This is a genomic window from Algoriphagus sp. CAU 1675, from assembly GCF_029222925.1.
Classification (GTDB): Bacteria; Bacteroidota; Bacteroidia; order Cytophagales; family Cyclobacteriaceae; genus Algoriphagus.
Map to the genome: position 1 here is coordinate 375,154 of NZ_JARHUI010000003.1, position 17,077 is coordinate 392,230.

General features: G+C 41.4%; 14 protein-coding genes. All 14 read right to left on the reverse strand.

Annotated elements, in window-relative coordinates; genetic code table 11:
• Window position 1: 1 nt before the first annotated feature.
• Complete coding sequence (locus P2G54_RS08780) at window positions 2-730, reverse strand: ABC transporter ATP-binding protein (protein ID WP_275870231.1); 729 nt, start codon at window positions 728-730, stop codon at window positions 2-4.
• Between the two features lie 12 nt (window positions 731-742).
• The gene (locus tag P2G54_RS08785; protein ID WP_275870233.1) at window positions 743-1,954 is read right to left on the reverse strand and encodes an FtsX-like permease family protein; all 1,212 of its coding nucleotides are present in this window, start codon (window positions 1,952-1,954) and stop codon (window positions 743-745) included.
• Window positions 1,955-1,961: 7 nt separating this feature from the next.
• Window positions 1,962-3,179: an FtsX-like permease family protein gene (locus tag P2G54_RS08790; protein ID WP_275870234.1), complete on the reverse strand. Its 1,218-nt coding sequence runs from the start codon at window positions 3,177-3,179 to the stop codon at window positions 1,962-1,964.
• Between the two features lie 2 nt (window positions 3,180-3,181).
• Window positions 3,182-3,937 carry an outer membrane lipoprotein-sorting protein gene (locus P2G54_RS08795; RefSeq protein ID WP_275870236.1) on the reverse strand — a complete coding sequence of 252 codons (756 nt, stop codon included), beginning with the start codon at window positions 3,935-3,937 and terminating at the stop codon, window positions 3,182-3,184.
• A gap of 291 nt (window positions 3,938-4,228) precedes the next feature.
• Window positions 4,229-5,482, reverse strand: coding sequence for a hypothetical protein (locus P2G54_RS08800; RefSeq protein ID WP_275870238.1), 1,254 nt, complete (start codon window positions 5,480-5,482; stop codon window positions 4,229-4,231).
• A gap of 307 nt (window positions 5,483-5,789) precedes the next feature.
• Window positions 5,790-7,442, reverse strand: coding sequence for a M1 family metallopeptidase (locus P2G54_RS08805; protein ID WP_275870239.1), 1,653 nt, complete (start codon window positions 7,440-7,442; stop codon window positions 5,790-5,792).
• Between the two features lie 47 nt (window positions 7,443-7,489).
• The gene (locus P2G54_RS08810) at window positions 7,490-9,682 is read right to left on the reverse strand and encodes a S9 family peptidase (RefSeq protein ID WP_275870241.1); all 2,193 of its coding nucleotides are present in this window, start codon (window positions 9,680-9,682) and stop codon (window positions 7,490-7,492) included.
• A gap of 55 nt (window positions 9,683-9,737) precedes the next feature.
• Window positions 9,738-10,745, reverse strand: coding sequence for a Gfo/Idh/MocA family oxidoreductase (locus P2G54_RS08815; RefSeq protein WP_275870242.1), 1,008 nt, complete (start codon window positions 10,743-10,745; stop codon window positions 9,738-9,740).
• Window positions 10,746-10,782: 37 nt separating this feature from the next.
• A complete protein-coding gene (locus P2G54_RS08820) occupies window positions 10,783-11,901 on the reverse strand; it encodes a DUF5009 domain-containing protein (protein ID WP_275870244.1) in 1,119 nt (372 codons plus the stop codon).
• A gap of 4 nt (window positions 11,902-11,905) precedes the next feature.
• Complete coding sequence (locus P2G54_RS08825) at window positions 11,906-13,246, reverse strand: Gfo/Idh/MocA family oxidoreductase (RefSeq protein ID WP_275870246.1); 1,341 nt, start codon at window positions 13,244-13,246, stop codon at window positions 11,906-11,908.
• A gap of 22 nt (window positions 13,247-13,268) precedes the next feature.
• On the reverse strand, window positions 13,269-14,417 hold the full coding sequence (locus tag P2G54_RS08830; protein WP_275870247.1) for an amidohydrolase family protein: 1,149 nt from the start codon (window positions 14,415-14,417) through the stop codon (window positions 13,269-13,271).
• A 2-nt stretch (window positions 14,418-14,419) separates the two neighbouring features.
• Window positions 14,420-15,742: a sugar MFS transporter gene (locus P2G54_RS08835; RefSeq protein ID WP_275870249.1), complete on the reverse strand. Its 1,323-nt coding sequence runs from the start codon at window positions 15,740-15,742 to the stop codon at window positions 14,420-14,422.
• 116 nt (window positions 15,743-15,858) lie between these two features.
• A complete protein-coding gene (locus P2G54_RS08840; protein WP_275870250.1) occupies window positions 15,859-16,596 on the reverse strand; it encodes a glucosamine-6-phosphate deaminase in 738 nt (245 codons plus the stop codon).
• Window positions 16,597-16,602: 6 nt separating this feature from the next.
• Window positions 16,603-17,076, reverse strand: a complete 474-nt coding sequence (locus tag P2G54_RS08845) for a hypothetical protein (RefSeq protein WP_275870252.1) — start codon at window positions 17,074-17,076, stop codon at window positions 16,603-16,605.
• Window position 17,077: the final 1 nt, after the last annotated feature.

Genomic DNA, 17,077 nt, shown 5'->3' on the forward strand with positions numbered 1-17,077 from the left:
CTCACTCTTTTTCAATGGTATTAAAGTGATCACTTGAAGTATCAATAGGTCCTGTGTCTGAATGAACCTGCCCATCCACCAAGGTAATCACCCTCCTGGCGCGTTTGATCACTCTAGGATCATGGGTAGAGAATATAAAGGTGATATTTTCCTCCTCATTCAATTTGGCCATGATATCCAAAAGTTTGGTGGCTGATTTTGAATCCAAATTGGCTGTGGGTTCATCGGCCAGGATAAATTGGGGCTTGGAAGCCAATGCCCTAGCCACGGCGACCCGTTGCTGTTGGCCTCCGGAAAGCTGAGCCGGTCGGGTGTCCATTTTGTCCTCCAAACCAATTTCCTGAAACAAAGTCCTCACTCTTTCTTCAATCTCTGATTTGCTCCTATGCTGGAGTTGCATGATCAGTTCCACATTTTCCCGAGCAGTAAATACAGGAATGAGATTAAAGGACTGGAATACAAATCCTATGTTTTTCAGACGAAAATCGATTAGGGCATTGGGTGTTAAGGAGGTTATATCTACCCCATTGATAAGGATGTTTCCTTTGTCCGGTTTGTCCAAACCTCCCAGCATATTTAAAAGAGTGGTTTTTCCTGAGCCAGAAGGGCCTACCAAAGCGGTGAACTCTCCCCTCTCCAAATGCAAATGCACATCTCTGACCGCATGAATTGGGATGGTTTCAGGATTGAATGTTTTGCTGATATTATGTGCATCTATGACTGTCTTCATGGCTTTTAAATATTATTGTCTCAAAGCATCTGCAGGTTGCAGTTTGATTGCTTTGAGGGATGGAAAAATGGAAGAAATCAGCGCAGTTCCTACGACTATTACTAATACCGAAGTTAAATTTTCCCAAGGGAATTCGGGATAAATGATGCTGGTAAAACCAAAGCTGGACATGGCTTCCTCAGAAAAGGATGAAATATCAATTCCTACTACAGAATAGTGATTTATGGAAATCCAGGTCATTAAAACCCCCAAAGGAACCCCTATCAAGGTCAAAATGAAAGTTTCTCCAAGGATCAGGGAAAAGACTTTGATCCGATTCATTCCCAAAGCTGAGAGCATTCCGATTTCCCGGGTTCTTTCCAGTACGGACATCAACATGGTATTGATGATCCCGAAGGCCAGGGCAATCATGATAATGATGATGATGATCGTGGAATATTGGTTGATTGTCCCCACCATCAGGTCAGTTTCCGGAGAGTTTTCTCTCCATGTCTTGACGGAATATTCTGGAAACTGAGCCAAAAGTTCAGTTTTTGTAGCATCCAATTCCTCATCTCGATTTAGCAAAATGGCTACCTCATGACAGGTATCACCGAGCCCCAAATACTCATTGAGCCGCTCCCGATGGATGTAAACAAAGCGTTCATCCAAAGGAGTATTGATGGTCTGATAAATCCCCGAAATACGAAATGCCCCAGAAATGACATTGTTTTCCCGATCTGTAAAGGTTAAAACCAGTTTGGAACCCAACTTAACCTTCATTTTGTCAGCCAGTTTTCTTCCTATGAGTATCCCGTTCTTTTTGTCGGGGTCAAGCGTCTCCCCTTCTTTGATCTTATCATTGAGGGAGGAAACTACCCCCTCCTCCTCTACCCCAATTCCAAAAATCTGCACTCCTGCACTTCCTGTGGTTGTTGCCAACATTCCTTGTGTAATCGATCGGAAAGCCACTTTTCGTATGCTTTGAACTTTGTTCAAGCTATCCTTAATACGATCTAGATCTACCGTAAAATTAGGATCATAATCCTGCTTAAAATCAGGGTGATGGATTTGTAAATGAGCAACTTCCGTGTCAATCACAATCCGGACCCTAGATCTCATCATCCCCACATAAAGGCCTTCTACAAACAGCCCGGCAAACAAACCTATTGCCACTGAAGCCATGATAATAATGCTTCTGCTTTTGTTTCTCCAGACGTTTCGCCATGCAAATTTCAGGTTCATGATGGGGTCATTTTTTCATTGCATTAACCGGATTGATTCGGGCAATTTTAACTATAGGATATAGAGAAAGAATCAATCCCAGAATAAGGACTAAAATTCCTTGGTTCAAGAAGATTTCCGGATTGGTGGAAGTGGGAAAAATGGCTTCAAAACCAAATTCTTCATAGACCTCAGCCAACTGGCCTTTGAAGCGAATGGGATATTTATACAGGTAAACCACAATCGGTATACTTGCCAAAATCCCCAAAATACATCCACTCAATACGGTGAAAAGGGATTCCAGCATCATGACCTGCATGAGCTTGAATTTCTTCATTCCTATGGCTACCAGCATTCCCATTTCATATTTTCTCTCCACCATCATCATCAGCAAGGTCCCGAAAATCCCAAATGCAATCAGCATATAGAGAACCAATTGAATGATCACCATACTTCCCTTATCTGTTCGGATATGCTGTACTACTTCTGGCATCATTTCTTCCCAGGTCATGGTCTCATACCCATCCCCCAAGGAAGACCTGATGTTTTCTGCTGTAGGGTCAAGATCATTGGTGTTTTCTAAACCGATTACATAAGATGTCAGCCGATTTTCAGCACTATAAAGGACTTGGGCATTGGCAAGCGTCATGTACAGGGATTGATCGTTCATTTCGGGCTGACCAAAGCTCAGAATTCCGGTAATTGGATATTTCCCCACTGCCATGGCACCATGATAACCTTGGCCTATCAAAACAACAGAGTCTTTGAGCTCAAGTTTCAGGCGACGTGCAAGGCCCTCTCCCATCATGATTCCTAGATCTCCATCACTGAGATAATTTCCCTCAGTCACCTTATTTTTCAATTGAGTAATGGCATCTTCTTTTCCGGGTAAAATTCCAATTACCATACAGCCTTTGGTCAGGGTATCGGAAGAAGCCAAGGCAAAGGATTCAAGCCTCGGAGTCACTGCATCTATATTTTCAAGTTGAAGGATTTGATCCTGAAGTTCTTGTGAATTTTCAAAAGTGTTATCCAGGATTTGTTCATCCCAATACCCGGTCTTATGAATCTGAATGTATCCGGAATAGAAGCTCACCACATTTTTGATCAGATTGTCGAATACTCCTTCCTGTAGGCTATTGGTCAAAATGGATAGGATCACAGAGAAAAATACAGCCGTCATGGTGATGGCAGTTCTGTTGCGGTTTCTCCACATATTTTTCCAACTCAGCTTAAGCAACCACATGGCTATCGAAGATTTCGCATTTGATTCATGGTAAAAAACCCGTCTTCAATATTCCTGTCAAAGAGGATGCTTTTGTATATAATCTCTGTTTTTTGGTTTTTCTTGTCTTCAGGGATCATTACAAAGCGGGTGGGTATCAAGCGCCCATCCATTTCCTTAACATCATAGGCATACATGGTATTGACCAAGAAACCGTCTTCATCATAAAACCTTGTATGCAGTTCCAAGAAATCTTTCTTGTCAATAGAGACCACCAATTTTCCCCAAACCAATGCAGCTTCGGGTTTTGGGATCATTTCAATTAGGTAGGCTTCCCGCTCACTGATTATCGTATCTCCCAAGATATTGTGGGTATAATCTTCTAGTATGGAAGATTCTTTGACCAAATCATCATTGGTGAAGTCTGTTCCCATCCAGGATTGGTTCATCATGGAAGGCGGGAGTTTGATGGATCGCTCTACAGTAGGCAGCCAGTTCCAAACTTCCTTGCTTCTTTTTAAAAATACGATTCCCTTATCCTTGGCAGGAGATTGGATCAGAATCATGGCATAATTCGTTCCTTTGATCCAGGTTTTTACCTCCATTTCCCTACTCCAGGTTGGACGACTGGTTTTGATTACCATCTCAGCCATGGATGTCTTTCCGCGCATTTTTTCATCTGCTTTTCGGACAATATCCACAGCTGTTTGGGCTTCGCTTATTCCTGTAAAGAGAAGATGGATTAAAAAGAAAAATAGAAGTGATTTTAACTGCTTCATTTCTTGATGATTCTGTCAGAAGGTAATCATTTTTGGAAGAATCATCAATGATATAAAACAGATGATTTAGTAAAGAAAAGTCATTTGTATTGAAAGGAAGAAAGGTAATATTTGGGATTTTTCCTCTTCTAATCAACAGCCCCTAACTGGCCTCAGGTCCTATCTTAAATACGGACCCCGATGAAATTTGAACCCTTTTTTAAATTTATAAAAAGTTGTAAAGCTCAAAAAAACCCGCATCTTACTTGGGGTTAGACGCGGGTTTAAGGTTGGAAAAAAGATGGAGTCAAATTAATTTGTTGGTTTACCTCCATTACCTCCATTTCCACCACTACCACTACCACCATTTCCACCAAAGCCACCAGTACCGTCAGTGCCGGCGTTACCACTGTTTCCTCCTTTACCGCCACCTTTGTTACCCAAGATAGTTACATCGATATAAGTAAGGTTGTTGTCAAAATCAATAACAGCTTTTGGCCCGCCTTCTTCTTCTTCAGCTGACGCACTGACTTCTTGCTCTGGCACTATTACTGATTCCGCAAGGAAAGTGTTTTCAGTGAAAAATGTATTTAAAACACTGCCTGCGTCGGAACCGTCAAAACTGAAGGTAATTCGGTAAACTCCCATTCCATTGTTTGCTTTTTTCACATCCCAGGTATATCCATAGATGATTTTACCTTTGATGTTAATTTCTGCATTGTAATAGCCTGGGCCATCTCCTGCTTCCCAAACTGCACCAGTAAATACAGGTTCTAATACATCACCTGTCCACTCTGAATTTTCTGCATCCCAAGTTAATTCAGGAGTTTCGGAGGTAAGTTTTTGAATAGTAAGTCTGGCATGCGTAGAATAAATTGTAGCCTGGTCACCTGGGCCCATGACAGGTTCATCATCCAAATCGGTTTGAAGCCCATGTAATTCATCGATACCCCAACCAGATACATGTCTCATTGAATATTGACGTAAGGGGGTCGCACCTTCATGGTTTTCATACAAGACTACTTCAGTCCGTACTTTGGAGGTCAAGTACCAGTCAACAGATTCCAAATTGTCTCCCCAATCGATGACATCAACATTGACTAACCCAACAGCGTTTTCTGCATCAGCTTGCCAGTAGTTTAACGCGTCTTTCTGAACCCAAGCTTTGTAGACATCAGCACCTTCAGGATAACAATAGTCAGCGCTATCGAGAGGTAAACAGCTATATATAGGATAATCAGGATCTGCAGGATCTTCTCCCCATACATACCAATATTCTCCATTTAGCTTATATTCAGTAGGACCTACACCTGCTGGTGGTTCTCTCAATGCCTTTGTAGTTCCCTCTGCCCAAATTACTGGGAAGGAGAGGTTATGGGTTACTGTACTTTCTATTACTTTACGAAAAGCAGCACCATTCGGATCATAAGGATTGTTGGTATCATTTTTATTTACTCCCGCCACATCCCCATTTAATTCCGCAACTCGATCTAAGTCACACGATGTGAAAGCCAAGGTACCGGCCAGCACAAAAATCAGTGTGAAAATTTGTTTTAACGTTTTCATGATACGATAATTTAGTGGTCAACAAATCATTTAACTACACCTTTAAATTAGCCTATTTAAGAAAAATTAACGGTGATGAGGAGCACAGAGCCATGTGATTTTGGTCAGGAAAAAATATCCATTAGCTTGCTCAATTGGGGAATTCACAATTTCCCCTAAACGATCAAAATTTAAACAGCTCCATCAGTTAGGAAAAAAGGAAAATCCCAAGTGTACAAGAGCTTATAAAAAATTTGGATTTAGAAAAGTCAAATCCCAGAAGTTACCTAATACCTTAAAAAATCAAGAATTACTCTGTAAAGGGTACTTATCGCATTTTTAAAACCGAAACATAATAATCTGGATCAACCGTTACATCAGCAGGCTTATTTACCTCCAGCGTTTTCCAAGAATTTTCGGGCATAATTCTCATCTTTTTCTCCCCGATTTCAATGTCAACGGGAATATCAAAAGACTCTAAACAATTGTTCCATCTATAGTTTAAAGTTTTCTCATCAGAATAGTAATATTCCAAAACGGGTATCCGAATATCCCGAAGGTATTGGTCAAAAAATGGTTGAAGGTCCATTCCCATTTCCATAGAAATATATTCCTCAACCTGTTCGGTAGTAACTGTTTGATGGTAAAACTCCTGATTTAAACCCCGAAGAATGCTTCTCCATTTTCCATCATCCTGGAGGATTTCCCGGAGCATATTAAGCATGTTACCACCTTTGTAATACATATCTCCGGAACCGCGCTTGTTTAATCCGTACTTTCCGATGATCGGGATATCATTGGAAATATTCATTCTGGTTCCCCTTACATATTCCTGACCGGCTTCTTTTCCGTAATGATATTCCAAAAAGAGACTTTCGGAATAATTGGTGAAGCTTTCGTGGATCCACATATCGGCCACATCCTTGTAAGTGATGTTGTTGGCAAACCATTCATGACCTGCCTCGTGGATAATGATAAAATCGAATTTCAAGCCCCAACCGGTTCCACTCAAATCACGGCCCCGATAACCATTTTGGTAACCATTTCCATATGTGACCGAGCTCTGGTGTTCCATACCCAAATAAGGGGCATCAACTAATTTAAAGCCATCTTCATAGAATGGATATGGCCCAAACCAATGCTCGAAAGCCTCCATCATTCTTCTGGCATCTTGAAAATGAGCCTTGGCCTTCTCAAGATTTTCTCTGAGGACATAGTAATCCATATCCAAAAAGCCCTTCTCCCCTTCAAATTTTTCACCAAAATGAACATAATCCCCAATGTTGATATTGACTCCGTAGTCGTTGATGGGATTGACAACAGACCAGTGGAAAGTGTCTGAATTTGGTCCCATATCCACTTTTAACAAGCGACCATTTGAGATGTCTTTCAGCCCTTTTGGCACCGTCACGCTAATGTTCAGACTATCCACCTCATCGGCAGGATGATCTTTGAGGGGCCACCAGATACTGGAACCAATACCCTGATTTGAAGAAGCGATAAATGGTTTTCCATTGGAGTCCTTCGTCCAGGTAATTCCACCATCCCATGGCGGTCGAATTGCTTCTTTGGGTTTGCCTTCATAGAAAATTTGGACTTCCTCAATTTGACCCGGTATTTGCTTTTTCTTCAGAGAAATAAAATGAGCAGCTCCTTCCCTTTTGAACTCGAGCCTTTCCCCATCCTGCAAAACTGACGTTATTTGAAGGGGTTCCTGGAGATCAATTTGAAGGACTTGATGCTCTTTATCAACACGATATCGAACCAGATTACTGCCCTTGATCGATTTGGTTTCCGGAAAAACTTCCACCTTCAAATGGTAAAAACCCAAGTCCCACCAAGCTCTTTCAGGAGTAATACTTCCCCGAAGTGTATCAGCACGGGTGAATTCCTGTTGGCCATAGGCATCCAATCCAAATAGAGTTGATAGACACAATCCTAGAAGAATAGATTTGAGTTTACTAGCTGCTTTATAATTCATTAATTTTTTTAATTCTCAATTCTCAATTCTCAATTCTCAATTCTCAATTATTTACCCCCTGGAGGACAATACCTTTTCAAATAATCTGTGTACAGTTTTCTCAAGTGGGCAGTAGTGCCCTCTCCCTCAGTAATTCCATGGGAACGGTTGGGATAAGGCATAAACTGAAACAGTTTTCCGTGTTTGATCAATTCATTGATCAGCATTTCGGCATTGTCGTAATGGACATTATCATCGCCGGTTCCATGGATGTAAAGTAAGTTCCCCTGAAGATTTTTTGCATGGGTAATCGGTGAACCCGCCACAAAATCTTCCAAATTTTCCTGGGGTAGCCCCATATACCTCTCCTGATAAATATTATCATAGGTCAACTGGTTCCCGACCGCAGCCAAGGAGATTCCTGTTTTGTAAATCTCAGGATATTGGAACATCAGGTTAAGGGTTGCGGAGCCTCCCCCACTGTGTCCCCATACAGCCACTCTTTCTGGGTCTACAAAATCCCATTTTACAATTTGTTTGGCAGCTTCTGCCTGATCTGAAATATTCAACTGACCAATTTTTCTATAGATGCTTTTTCTCCAAGCTCTACCCTTTGGTGCTGGGGTGCCCCGATTATCGATGGAGATGTAGATGTATCCATCAGCAGCCATATCACCCTCGTAATTCCTGTTTTTGCCTGTTCCATAGGTATCTTTCACGTTGGCACCCCAAGGTTCGGTGTAAACAAAAAATACAACCGGGTACTTTTTGGCAGGGTCGAAATTGTGCGGTTTGATCATCCAACCGTCCATTTCGGTTCCATCGGCTGTATTAATTTTGAAAAACTCAACAGTCTTTGGCCCTTGGTTTTTAGCTAAATTGCTTTCAATGCTATTTTCCTGGTCCAAAGGTTTATGCTTGGCAAGTTCAATCCATTCGGTAGCTGGTCGAGTATAGGTATTATTAAACTGATGCAGGGCAAATTGGCCTGAAGGAGAAATAGAATAGGTATTCGTTCCCTCAAAAAGGGCCGGTGTTAAACGCTCTGCCTTACTCTTTCCATCCAATTTGATCTTATACAAATACTTCTGGGTTGCATTTTCCGGAGAGGCATGAAAATACGCGATGTTGTTTTTCTCATCCAGATGAAGAAGGTTGATCACATCGTAATTTCCCGGTGTCAATAGGGTTTCTTTTCCATCCAGACCGATTTTATAGACATGTCTCCAACCGTCTTTTTCACTAAACCAAAGAAATTCCTTCTTGGAAGAAAGCCATTTGAATTCGTGACGATAGGTTAAGCCATAGACATTTTCCCAGTTGGAAAGTACATCGATCCAGGTTTCTTCAATTTCTTCGGAAATTACTTTTGCATCATTTTGAGGGACATTGACAGCATAGATTTTACTGTGATTCTGCTTTCGGTTGAGTTGCTGAACCAAAAGCAAATCAGGGTTATTCCATTCCATTCTTGGCAGATAATGCTGCTGAGGATCACCCGGAATATTGAGCCAAGTGGTCTTTTGACTCATCAAATCAATAACTCCAATTTTAGCTGGGGAAGGTGACTCACCCACTTTGGGATACTCAACCGGAATAATCTGGGAGTACACTGAATCCGTAAAATTGACCATGTAATAATCACGGATTTGGTTGGCGTCTATCTGCCAAAATGAAATCTTGTTTCCATCCGGACTCCACTGAAAACCATCCCGACAGGCAAATTCTTCCTCATAGGCCCAGTCAAAAGTTCCGTTAATCAATTTCCGATTTCCGTCAGAGGTCAACTTTTTGATTTCTCCACTTTTCAAATCTTCAATATACAAGTTAAACTCACTGACATAAGCAATTTTTGCTCCATCCGGTGAGAATTTGGCAAATCGTAAGCTTGACTCTGGAAGCCCCTTTCCTGCTTGGTATAGATTTTTTGTTTCCAAATCTAAAACCCAGTAATCCCCTTGGGTATCCAGTCTCCAAACCCGCTTGGTATTGGTGTAGATTAAGGCCTTTTTTCCGTCAGGGGAAAATGAAAAATCCCGAATTCGAAGAGCCTTCTGCCCATCAGGACTGAGGTCTTTATCAGATATGACTACTTCCCCTTGGTTCTTTGGCAAAGTGTACCGGAAAATCTGATTCTGCTCGATTTGAAAATAAGAATTACCATCCTTATCCCATTTCAAGTTTTGGGCCTTTGCTACCCAAGCAAACAAAATCAAGACAATAAAAAAGAAGCGTTGAAGGGTTTTATAAAGTTGATTCATAATTGGAAAATAATTTTAAAATCTTAAAACCTAAAAGAGTATGTCAAAAGGAAGTTTAACCCTTGAGGAAGTCTGAAAGTTGGACTTGAGCTCCTCCCCTTCTTTTACTTTCATCCGCTGCCTCCATAAAGGCATAGATTTCCAGTGTTTCCTCATCGGCTACAGGTGACTTTCCGGTTTTGAAAAACTCGGCGATTTTCCCTGCCAAAGGTTCATACCCTTCATATTTCCCCAAGAAAATATTCCCATCTGATCCAAATGCTGTTCCTCCGTATTCATGCTTACCAGCTCTCATCCCCCTGAAAGTCCCGATTCTTCCATCCTTCCAAGTACCTACCACTACTTCCTCATCTTGGGTACTAAATCGGGTCACAGACTCACAACCAGTCCCCATCACGGTGAAGAGAATTTCCACGCCATGGATTCCATACCAAAAAAGATCAGGATGACCTGGTTCCAAAGTCGCAGGGCTGAATGCATCACAACCCAATACTTTTCCGATTTTATTATCATATCGGACAGCTTGAGCATTGCTCATGTATCTTAGGGAAGATGCGGAAAACACAGGGACATGATTCTCTTTTGCCTCTCTATATATGGTCAAAGTATCCTTAAGGCTAGCCGCTACTGGTTTGTCAATAAATACAGGTTTTTTGGCCTGTATCACCTTTCTGGCCTGTTCCAATCTTGGTTTCCCATCATTGGTTTCCAAAAGCACTACGTCTACCTTTTCAAGGAGGCTTTCTATAGAATCTGTAATTTCCACACCCCACTCTTTCACTTGCTCTATGTAAGAAGGAATCCTGTCCGCACTTGATTTGATATCCCTACTCCCATAAGGATAAGCTGCCACAACCCGGAATCCTGACAATTCTGGAGCTGGATTTTCTGCATTGAAGAGTTTGGTAAAAGCTGGAGAATGCGAGGTATCCAACCCGATGATTCCAATTTTAATCGGGTTTATCTTTTCCTCAGCAAACAAGGAAATGGGAAGAGTGCCCAAACCAGCAACCATACCGGTAAATGCGGATTTCTTGATAAATGACCTTCTTGAATTATTCATGATATTGGGATTTCAGATGATTTATTAGAATTGGAACTTATACTTTAAAGAAGATTTTTTTACGATAAAGGAAATGGAGGAAAAGCCAAACCAAAAGGATAGCTCCCAAACTTTCGAAAACTGAAAACCATTCCTCACCAAAGGGCCTGTATAGTCCTTCAAAAAGGAGTCTTGCAGTATATCTGAAATTGACAAAACGGTAAATCAAATAAATGGTCAAACTATTCATCCCGATGACCACAAAGAAAAAAGTCCATTTCTTGAACTTCAGAATGTCAATGATCCAATAGAATATTCCCAAAGTCAAAAAGGCCATACCTCCGGTCAAAAGGATAAAGGAGCTGGTCCACATTCTTTTGAAAATTGGAAAATGCTGGTTCCAGATCAAGGCCAGTACAAAACATGCCGCTCCAAAAACAAGTAATTGACCAAGTTTTTGATTTTCTCCCTTCCCCTGATTTCGGAGAATTTCTCCGGCATGAGCACCAAAAATGGTCAGACAAATTGCCGGAAAAGTGGTCAAAATCCCCAGTTCATCAAAGGTTCCCTGTAGTAATCTTCCCGGTAGAAAAGTCCGATCAAACCACCCCACCAAATTTCCTTCAAAACTCAGATCTCCTGCTCCAAATCCCGGAACGGGAATTAAAAATACTGCTGCATAATACAGCAAAAGAATCCCCGCAGCTACCATCAGGCGTTTTAAAGAGTCCAGGTTCAAATAAAGAAAAACCGTCACAAAACCTGCGATACCAATCCTTCCCAGCACACTTCCCAATCTTATCTTTTCCCACTCAAAAAACGGAAATGGAGCGTTTTTATATAGCAAACCCAAACCGATCAAAATGAACATACGAACCATTGCCTTTCGGTATATGTCCCTATTGGGTAGTTTTTGAGCTTTTGCTTTTCCAAGGGAAAAAGGAATGGAAACACCCGCCAAAAAGAGAAAAAGCGGGAAAATAAAATCATAAAAAGCAAAACCGATCCACTCGGGATGTTCAAATTGTTCCGCCAATGCATTAAGCCAAGGCCAATCCGTTTTTCCGTGAAAACTTGAAAAGAAGACATCAGCCCCACAGATCATCAGCATGTCAAATCCTCGCAGAGCATCTATCGAAACCAAGCGATTGGAAGGTTGTTGCAGCTGGATATCCATAAAGTTATAACTTAGGTTCCCAGCCTTTTTCATAATCCCTTCCCCACAGTTTCATCGCCTCCTGATCATGAAGAATTTTACCAGAACTGGAATCTATATTCAAGGATCTACCTGTGCGGTAGGAAATATTTCCCAAATGGCACAAAAGCACACTTTTCCGGATTTCGGGATATGGGGAAATTAAGCTTTCACCACTATCTATGGCATTAATGAAATTGGTAAAATGAGCAATATCCATATCAAATCCTGCTCCCCTTTGGTCTACCACCGTATTGGTAGTAGGCTCTGCGGATTTGATCAGATTATTTGAATTATCGAAAATTTTGTAGGAGTTATCCTTCAATTCCAAGGTGCCATTTTCCCCATGAAATGAGACTCCAGATCCCATGTCATTGATGCCTCTTCTGTTGCAGCTGCGGCCTTCCCAGAGTATGCTTTTTCCACTTTCAAAGTCAAAACTGGCTGTTTGAGTATCCGGAGTTTCCCAATCGTCCTTGTATTGATATCGTCCTCCGGAAGAGTAGGCTTTGATCGGATAATCTTCCTGCAGGCCCCATCTGGCCAAATCCAAAAAGTGCACCCCATTATTGACAATCTCCCCTGTGCCCCATTTCCAGAACCAATGCCAGTTGTAATGAAGCAAGTTATCCTTGTATTCACTTCGGGGAGCAGGTCCCTGCCATAATTCGAAATCCAGCCAATCCGGAACAGCAACAGTCTTACCATATCCAATACTAGGTCTGTTATTGGTATACCAGGTTCTGGCGTAATATACCCTGCCAATCACTCCCCCATGCAGCTCTTTCATTGCCTCTTGCACCCTTGGCCAACTCCTTCTCTGGTTTCCCATTTGAACGACCTTGCCGTATTTCTTGGTAGCCTCTGTCAAGAGCACTGCTTCCGCAGGGTTGTGGGAACCTGGTTTTTCCACGTAAACATGCTTACCAGCCTGTAAAGCCAATAAGGCTGCAGGGGTATGCCAATGGTCTGGTGCAGCAATGGTTATGGCATCCAAGCTTTTGTCCTCCAAGGCCTTCCTAAAATCTGTTACGCCCTGAGGCTTAGTTTTTGAACCGGATTTAATGGCTAATTCAATTCCATTTTCCATAGCTCTTTGATCCACATCACAGATATAGGCAATCTCTACATTTGGAATTTTCGAAAGAGCCTGGATATGTTGAGTTCCTCTACCATTCACTCCCATTATAGCAACTCGATATTTATCCTTCATAGGATATTCAGAAAGGATATTGAAGGAATAAGCAGCGGCGGGAAGAGCAGCCAAGCCCAAAGTTCCTGTAGCGGCTGTCTTTAGGAAATTCCTGCGGTTCAATTCATTTTTCATAAGGCTTTTGGGTTTAAGGGTATTAGTCAAGAGAATAAACCTCTTGTCCGTTTTTGATGGTTTTAATGATTTTGAGTTGATTGTCAGAAGTCAATTCCACTTGGATAAGATCAGCTTTTCCCCCTGATTCCATTATTAATTCTTGGGGATTGATAAATCGCTCGGGTCGAATGGAAGCCATTTCCCATGCTTCTGGAAGATTTGCCAACTTTTCCCTTAGCAGGAAGGAAACACCCTGTCTCAGGTTCATTGCCGAACCAGCCAGGATTTTAGGATTGGATCGTAAATGCAGTTTCCCTTCTGGGGAAAGGGTAACCTGCCCTCCTATGTGCAAATCATAATCTCCAGGAGGCATGCCTGCAAGAGAGACTGAATCACTCACCAGAAGCAAATTTTCACACTTTACTTTTTTAAATACTTTAATTACTTCCGGAGGCAAATGAAAACCATCGGCAATGATTGTTGCCGAAAGTTGGTCCATGGATAGTTGGGACCATAAGTAATTGGGGTGGCGGGGAAGAATGGGGTGCATCCCGTTTCCCAAATGAGTGGAAAGCCTAGCCCCTGCTTTTACCGCATCTTCGATTTGTTGATGTTTTGCATTGGTATGTCCTATTGCTACAGCTATTCCATTTTCAACACACTTTTCTATCACGGTATTGGATTCAGGCCATTCCGGTGAAAGGGTAATCAACTTGACTAAGCCCTCCGCTTCATCCTGCCATTTTTGAATCAAATCCCAGTTAGGAGCTCGAACATGCTCTTTGGGATGCGCTCCTCTTGGACCGTCTTCTTGAGATATAAAAGGGCCTTCCACATGGATTCCTTCAATACTTAATGAAGCTAAAGGATCTTCATTTCTCAAGAAAATGACTTGCCGAATCAGCTTTGAAATTTGCTCCGGGCTATTGGTAATAACAGTTGGAAAATGGCTTGTAACCCCCTCTTTGAAAAGAGATCGTGAAATTTGACCTAAATTCATAAAATCATTTTCCAAGGAGTTATAATCGTATCTGGCATATCCATTAACCTGGATATCGGTAAAACCGGGGCCTATTAATCGGGTATCGGGTAGTGCCCGATCTGATTTGGATAAGGATTTGATTATCCCATCCTCAATCTGAATGGCAATTGGAGCTCGATCTTTATAGGATAGCCCTTCTAATTTCATACTCACAGTTTCCACCTTCTGATTTTAAACCCATGAATCGCATAAAACACCAGATATAGGTAACAAGGAAATAATACCCAATAAGCAAAGCGTACATTCAAAATATCGGCTACATATCCATAGGCCAATGGCATGATTGCATTGCCACACAATCCCATAATCATGATGGATGCTCCCAACTTGGTAAATCTTCCAAGCCCATCCAAAGCCAAAGGCCAGATACCGGCCCAAACCAGGGAATTAGCAAGCCCCAAAAGAACCACAAACCAAATTGAGGCATCAGAAGTAATTCCAAATAGAGTTACTTCTCCAGAAACGAAAATGATCAACAGGGTGAATACAGTACCTAGGATTGTACAAATCCTCAAAATATTGACTTGGGAAATAAATTTTGGAATCAGGGATATCCCTACCAAGTAGCCCAAAATAGTGAAAGCCAAAGTAAATGAAGGGAAGATTTTGGCCTCCATTAATCCAATCCCAAATGAATTGGCATATCCGATTACCGTATCAATGGCAATGACTTGAGTACCTACATGAAGGAAAATCGCCAATGCACCCAGGATCAAATGGGGAAACTGAAAAATGCTGTTTTTACCGGAGTTGGCCTCGGCAAGTTCAGCACTTTCATGGTCCGTATCGATTTCAGGTAATGGAGAAAATCGAACAAATATTCCAAGCATTAGCAAAACTGCTCCCACTACGCTATATGGAACTATTACCCGTTGGATCAATTCAGTCAATGCTTCATTTTTAGCTGCTTCAGACATGGTTGCCAATTCATTGAACAATTCCGTATCCCCTACTCTTAAGACAACAGCGGCAAAAATGATAGGTGCCAAAATCCCTGCGCCTTTGTTGAAGATCCCCATGATGCTGATCCGTTGAGCAGCTCGTTCCTTGGGTCCCAAAACAGTCACATAGGGATTTGCAGCAGTTTGTAGAATAGCGAGACCTGTACCAAGAGTAAACAAACCAATTAAGAATACCTCATAGGTTTTCCCCATGGCAGCCGGGACAAAAATGAAAGCACCCAAGGACATGGCAAAGAAACCTACCATCATCCCTTTTTTAAAGCCGACCGATTTCAATAAATAGGAAGAAGGTACTGACATTACCAAATAGGAAATGTAAAAAGCAAAGGCAACCAGATATGAATCGAAATTGCTTAACTCAAAGGCGATTTTGAAGTAAGGAATCAAAATCGCATTGACCCAGGATACAAATCCAAAGATGAAAAATAAGGTGCCAATAATTCCAATGGAAATCCATGTATCCCTTTGGCTTAGAGATTCCACTTTAACTGAAGAGCTTTGGTTTGACATAGGTATTTTGGGTGATGATTAAACTGACTGTAGTTGAATTGGCCCAATTCCAAATACTTCTACAGTCAGAATTTTTAAATACCAAATTTTATGTCAGTTATCCAAAATTTTTCAGTTCAATGGTTGGAAAGTAAGGATGAGGAAAGCTTATCAAGAAAAACCTGACAATTTGAATGATTTTGAAGAATAGAAGCAGGATGGTCCGGAGTGACATTTCCTTCCAGGCAATCTTTTACTGCCTTTGCCTTTCTCTTATCCGGAACGGAACATATGATGGATTTGGATTTCATAATCTGCCGGATCGACATGCTGATTGCCTTTTCCGGAACAGCCTCCAAATTTGGAAACCAACCTTCTCCCAATTGCTGCATACGGCATGCATGATCCAATTCCACGACGATGTATGGTTTCTCTGTTTCAAAATCCGCAGGAGGATCATTAAATGCTAAGTGTCCATTTTCCCCAATTCCCACAAATACAAGGTCAATTGGGTTTTTGGAAATCAATTCAGATAGACGCTGACATTCCTTTTCCGGGTCAGCTTCCCCATCGATCAAATGGTAAGCTTTTAAATCAGGAACATGGTTTATGAAGCGTTCCAAGAGATATTTTCTGAAGCTGGCAGGATGGGAAATCGGTAAGCCAATGTATTCATCTAAGTGAAAAATCTGGACCTTACTCCAGTCCATATCTTGTTCAGACAGAAGTTGCTTCAAAGTCTCAAACTGGCTCGTTCCTGTAGCCAAAATGATATTGGCATATCCTTTTTGTTTCAAAGTTTCCTTGAGAAGATCGGCCCCGGTTTTTCCGGCAAGCTGTCCTAGAGTTTGCGGGTTTTCAGTGATTGTTATCATTTTGGTTTATTGTAATTCTTCAAGTTTTGCTTCAAGATCGCTTTGTAAATCTTCATGTAAACTTCCCATTAAGCCTCGGATTTTCCCAATTTGAGAATCGTAAAGGTTTAAAATCACCGGATTTCGAAATTTCAAAAAACCGTAGTCCTTTAATTTTTCACAGAAATACAAAATACATTCTGCCTGGTCAGCCTTGTTTTTACTCAGTTTGAGGGCTTTGTTCAGTTTTCGGCGGATGGATTGGGAGGCTTTTTTAGCATAGTAGGAGTTTCCAGTATTTGCTGACTCGAATGCTTCATCTAATTCTTCTTTAACAGACTCCACAAAAAGACCCGGATCATCCCTTTCATTCATTTTAAAATAGAGGAAAGCTTTATTATCTCTATTTAATTTGGCTAGTTCAGTAATCAAGGAGACAAGCTCTTTTTCGGATAGGTAGCTTAATTCTTTTTTGAGTTGCGCCAGACTTGGAATCTGCATG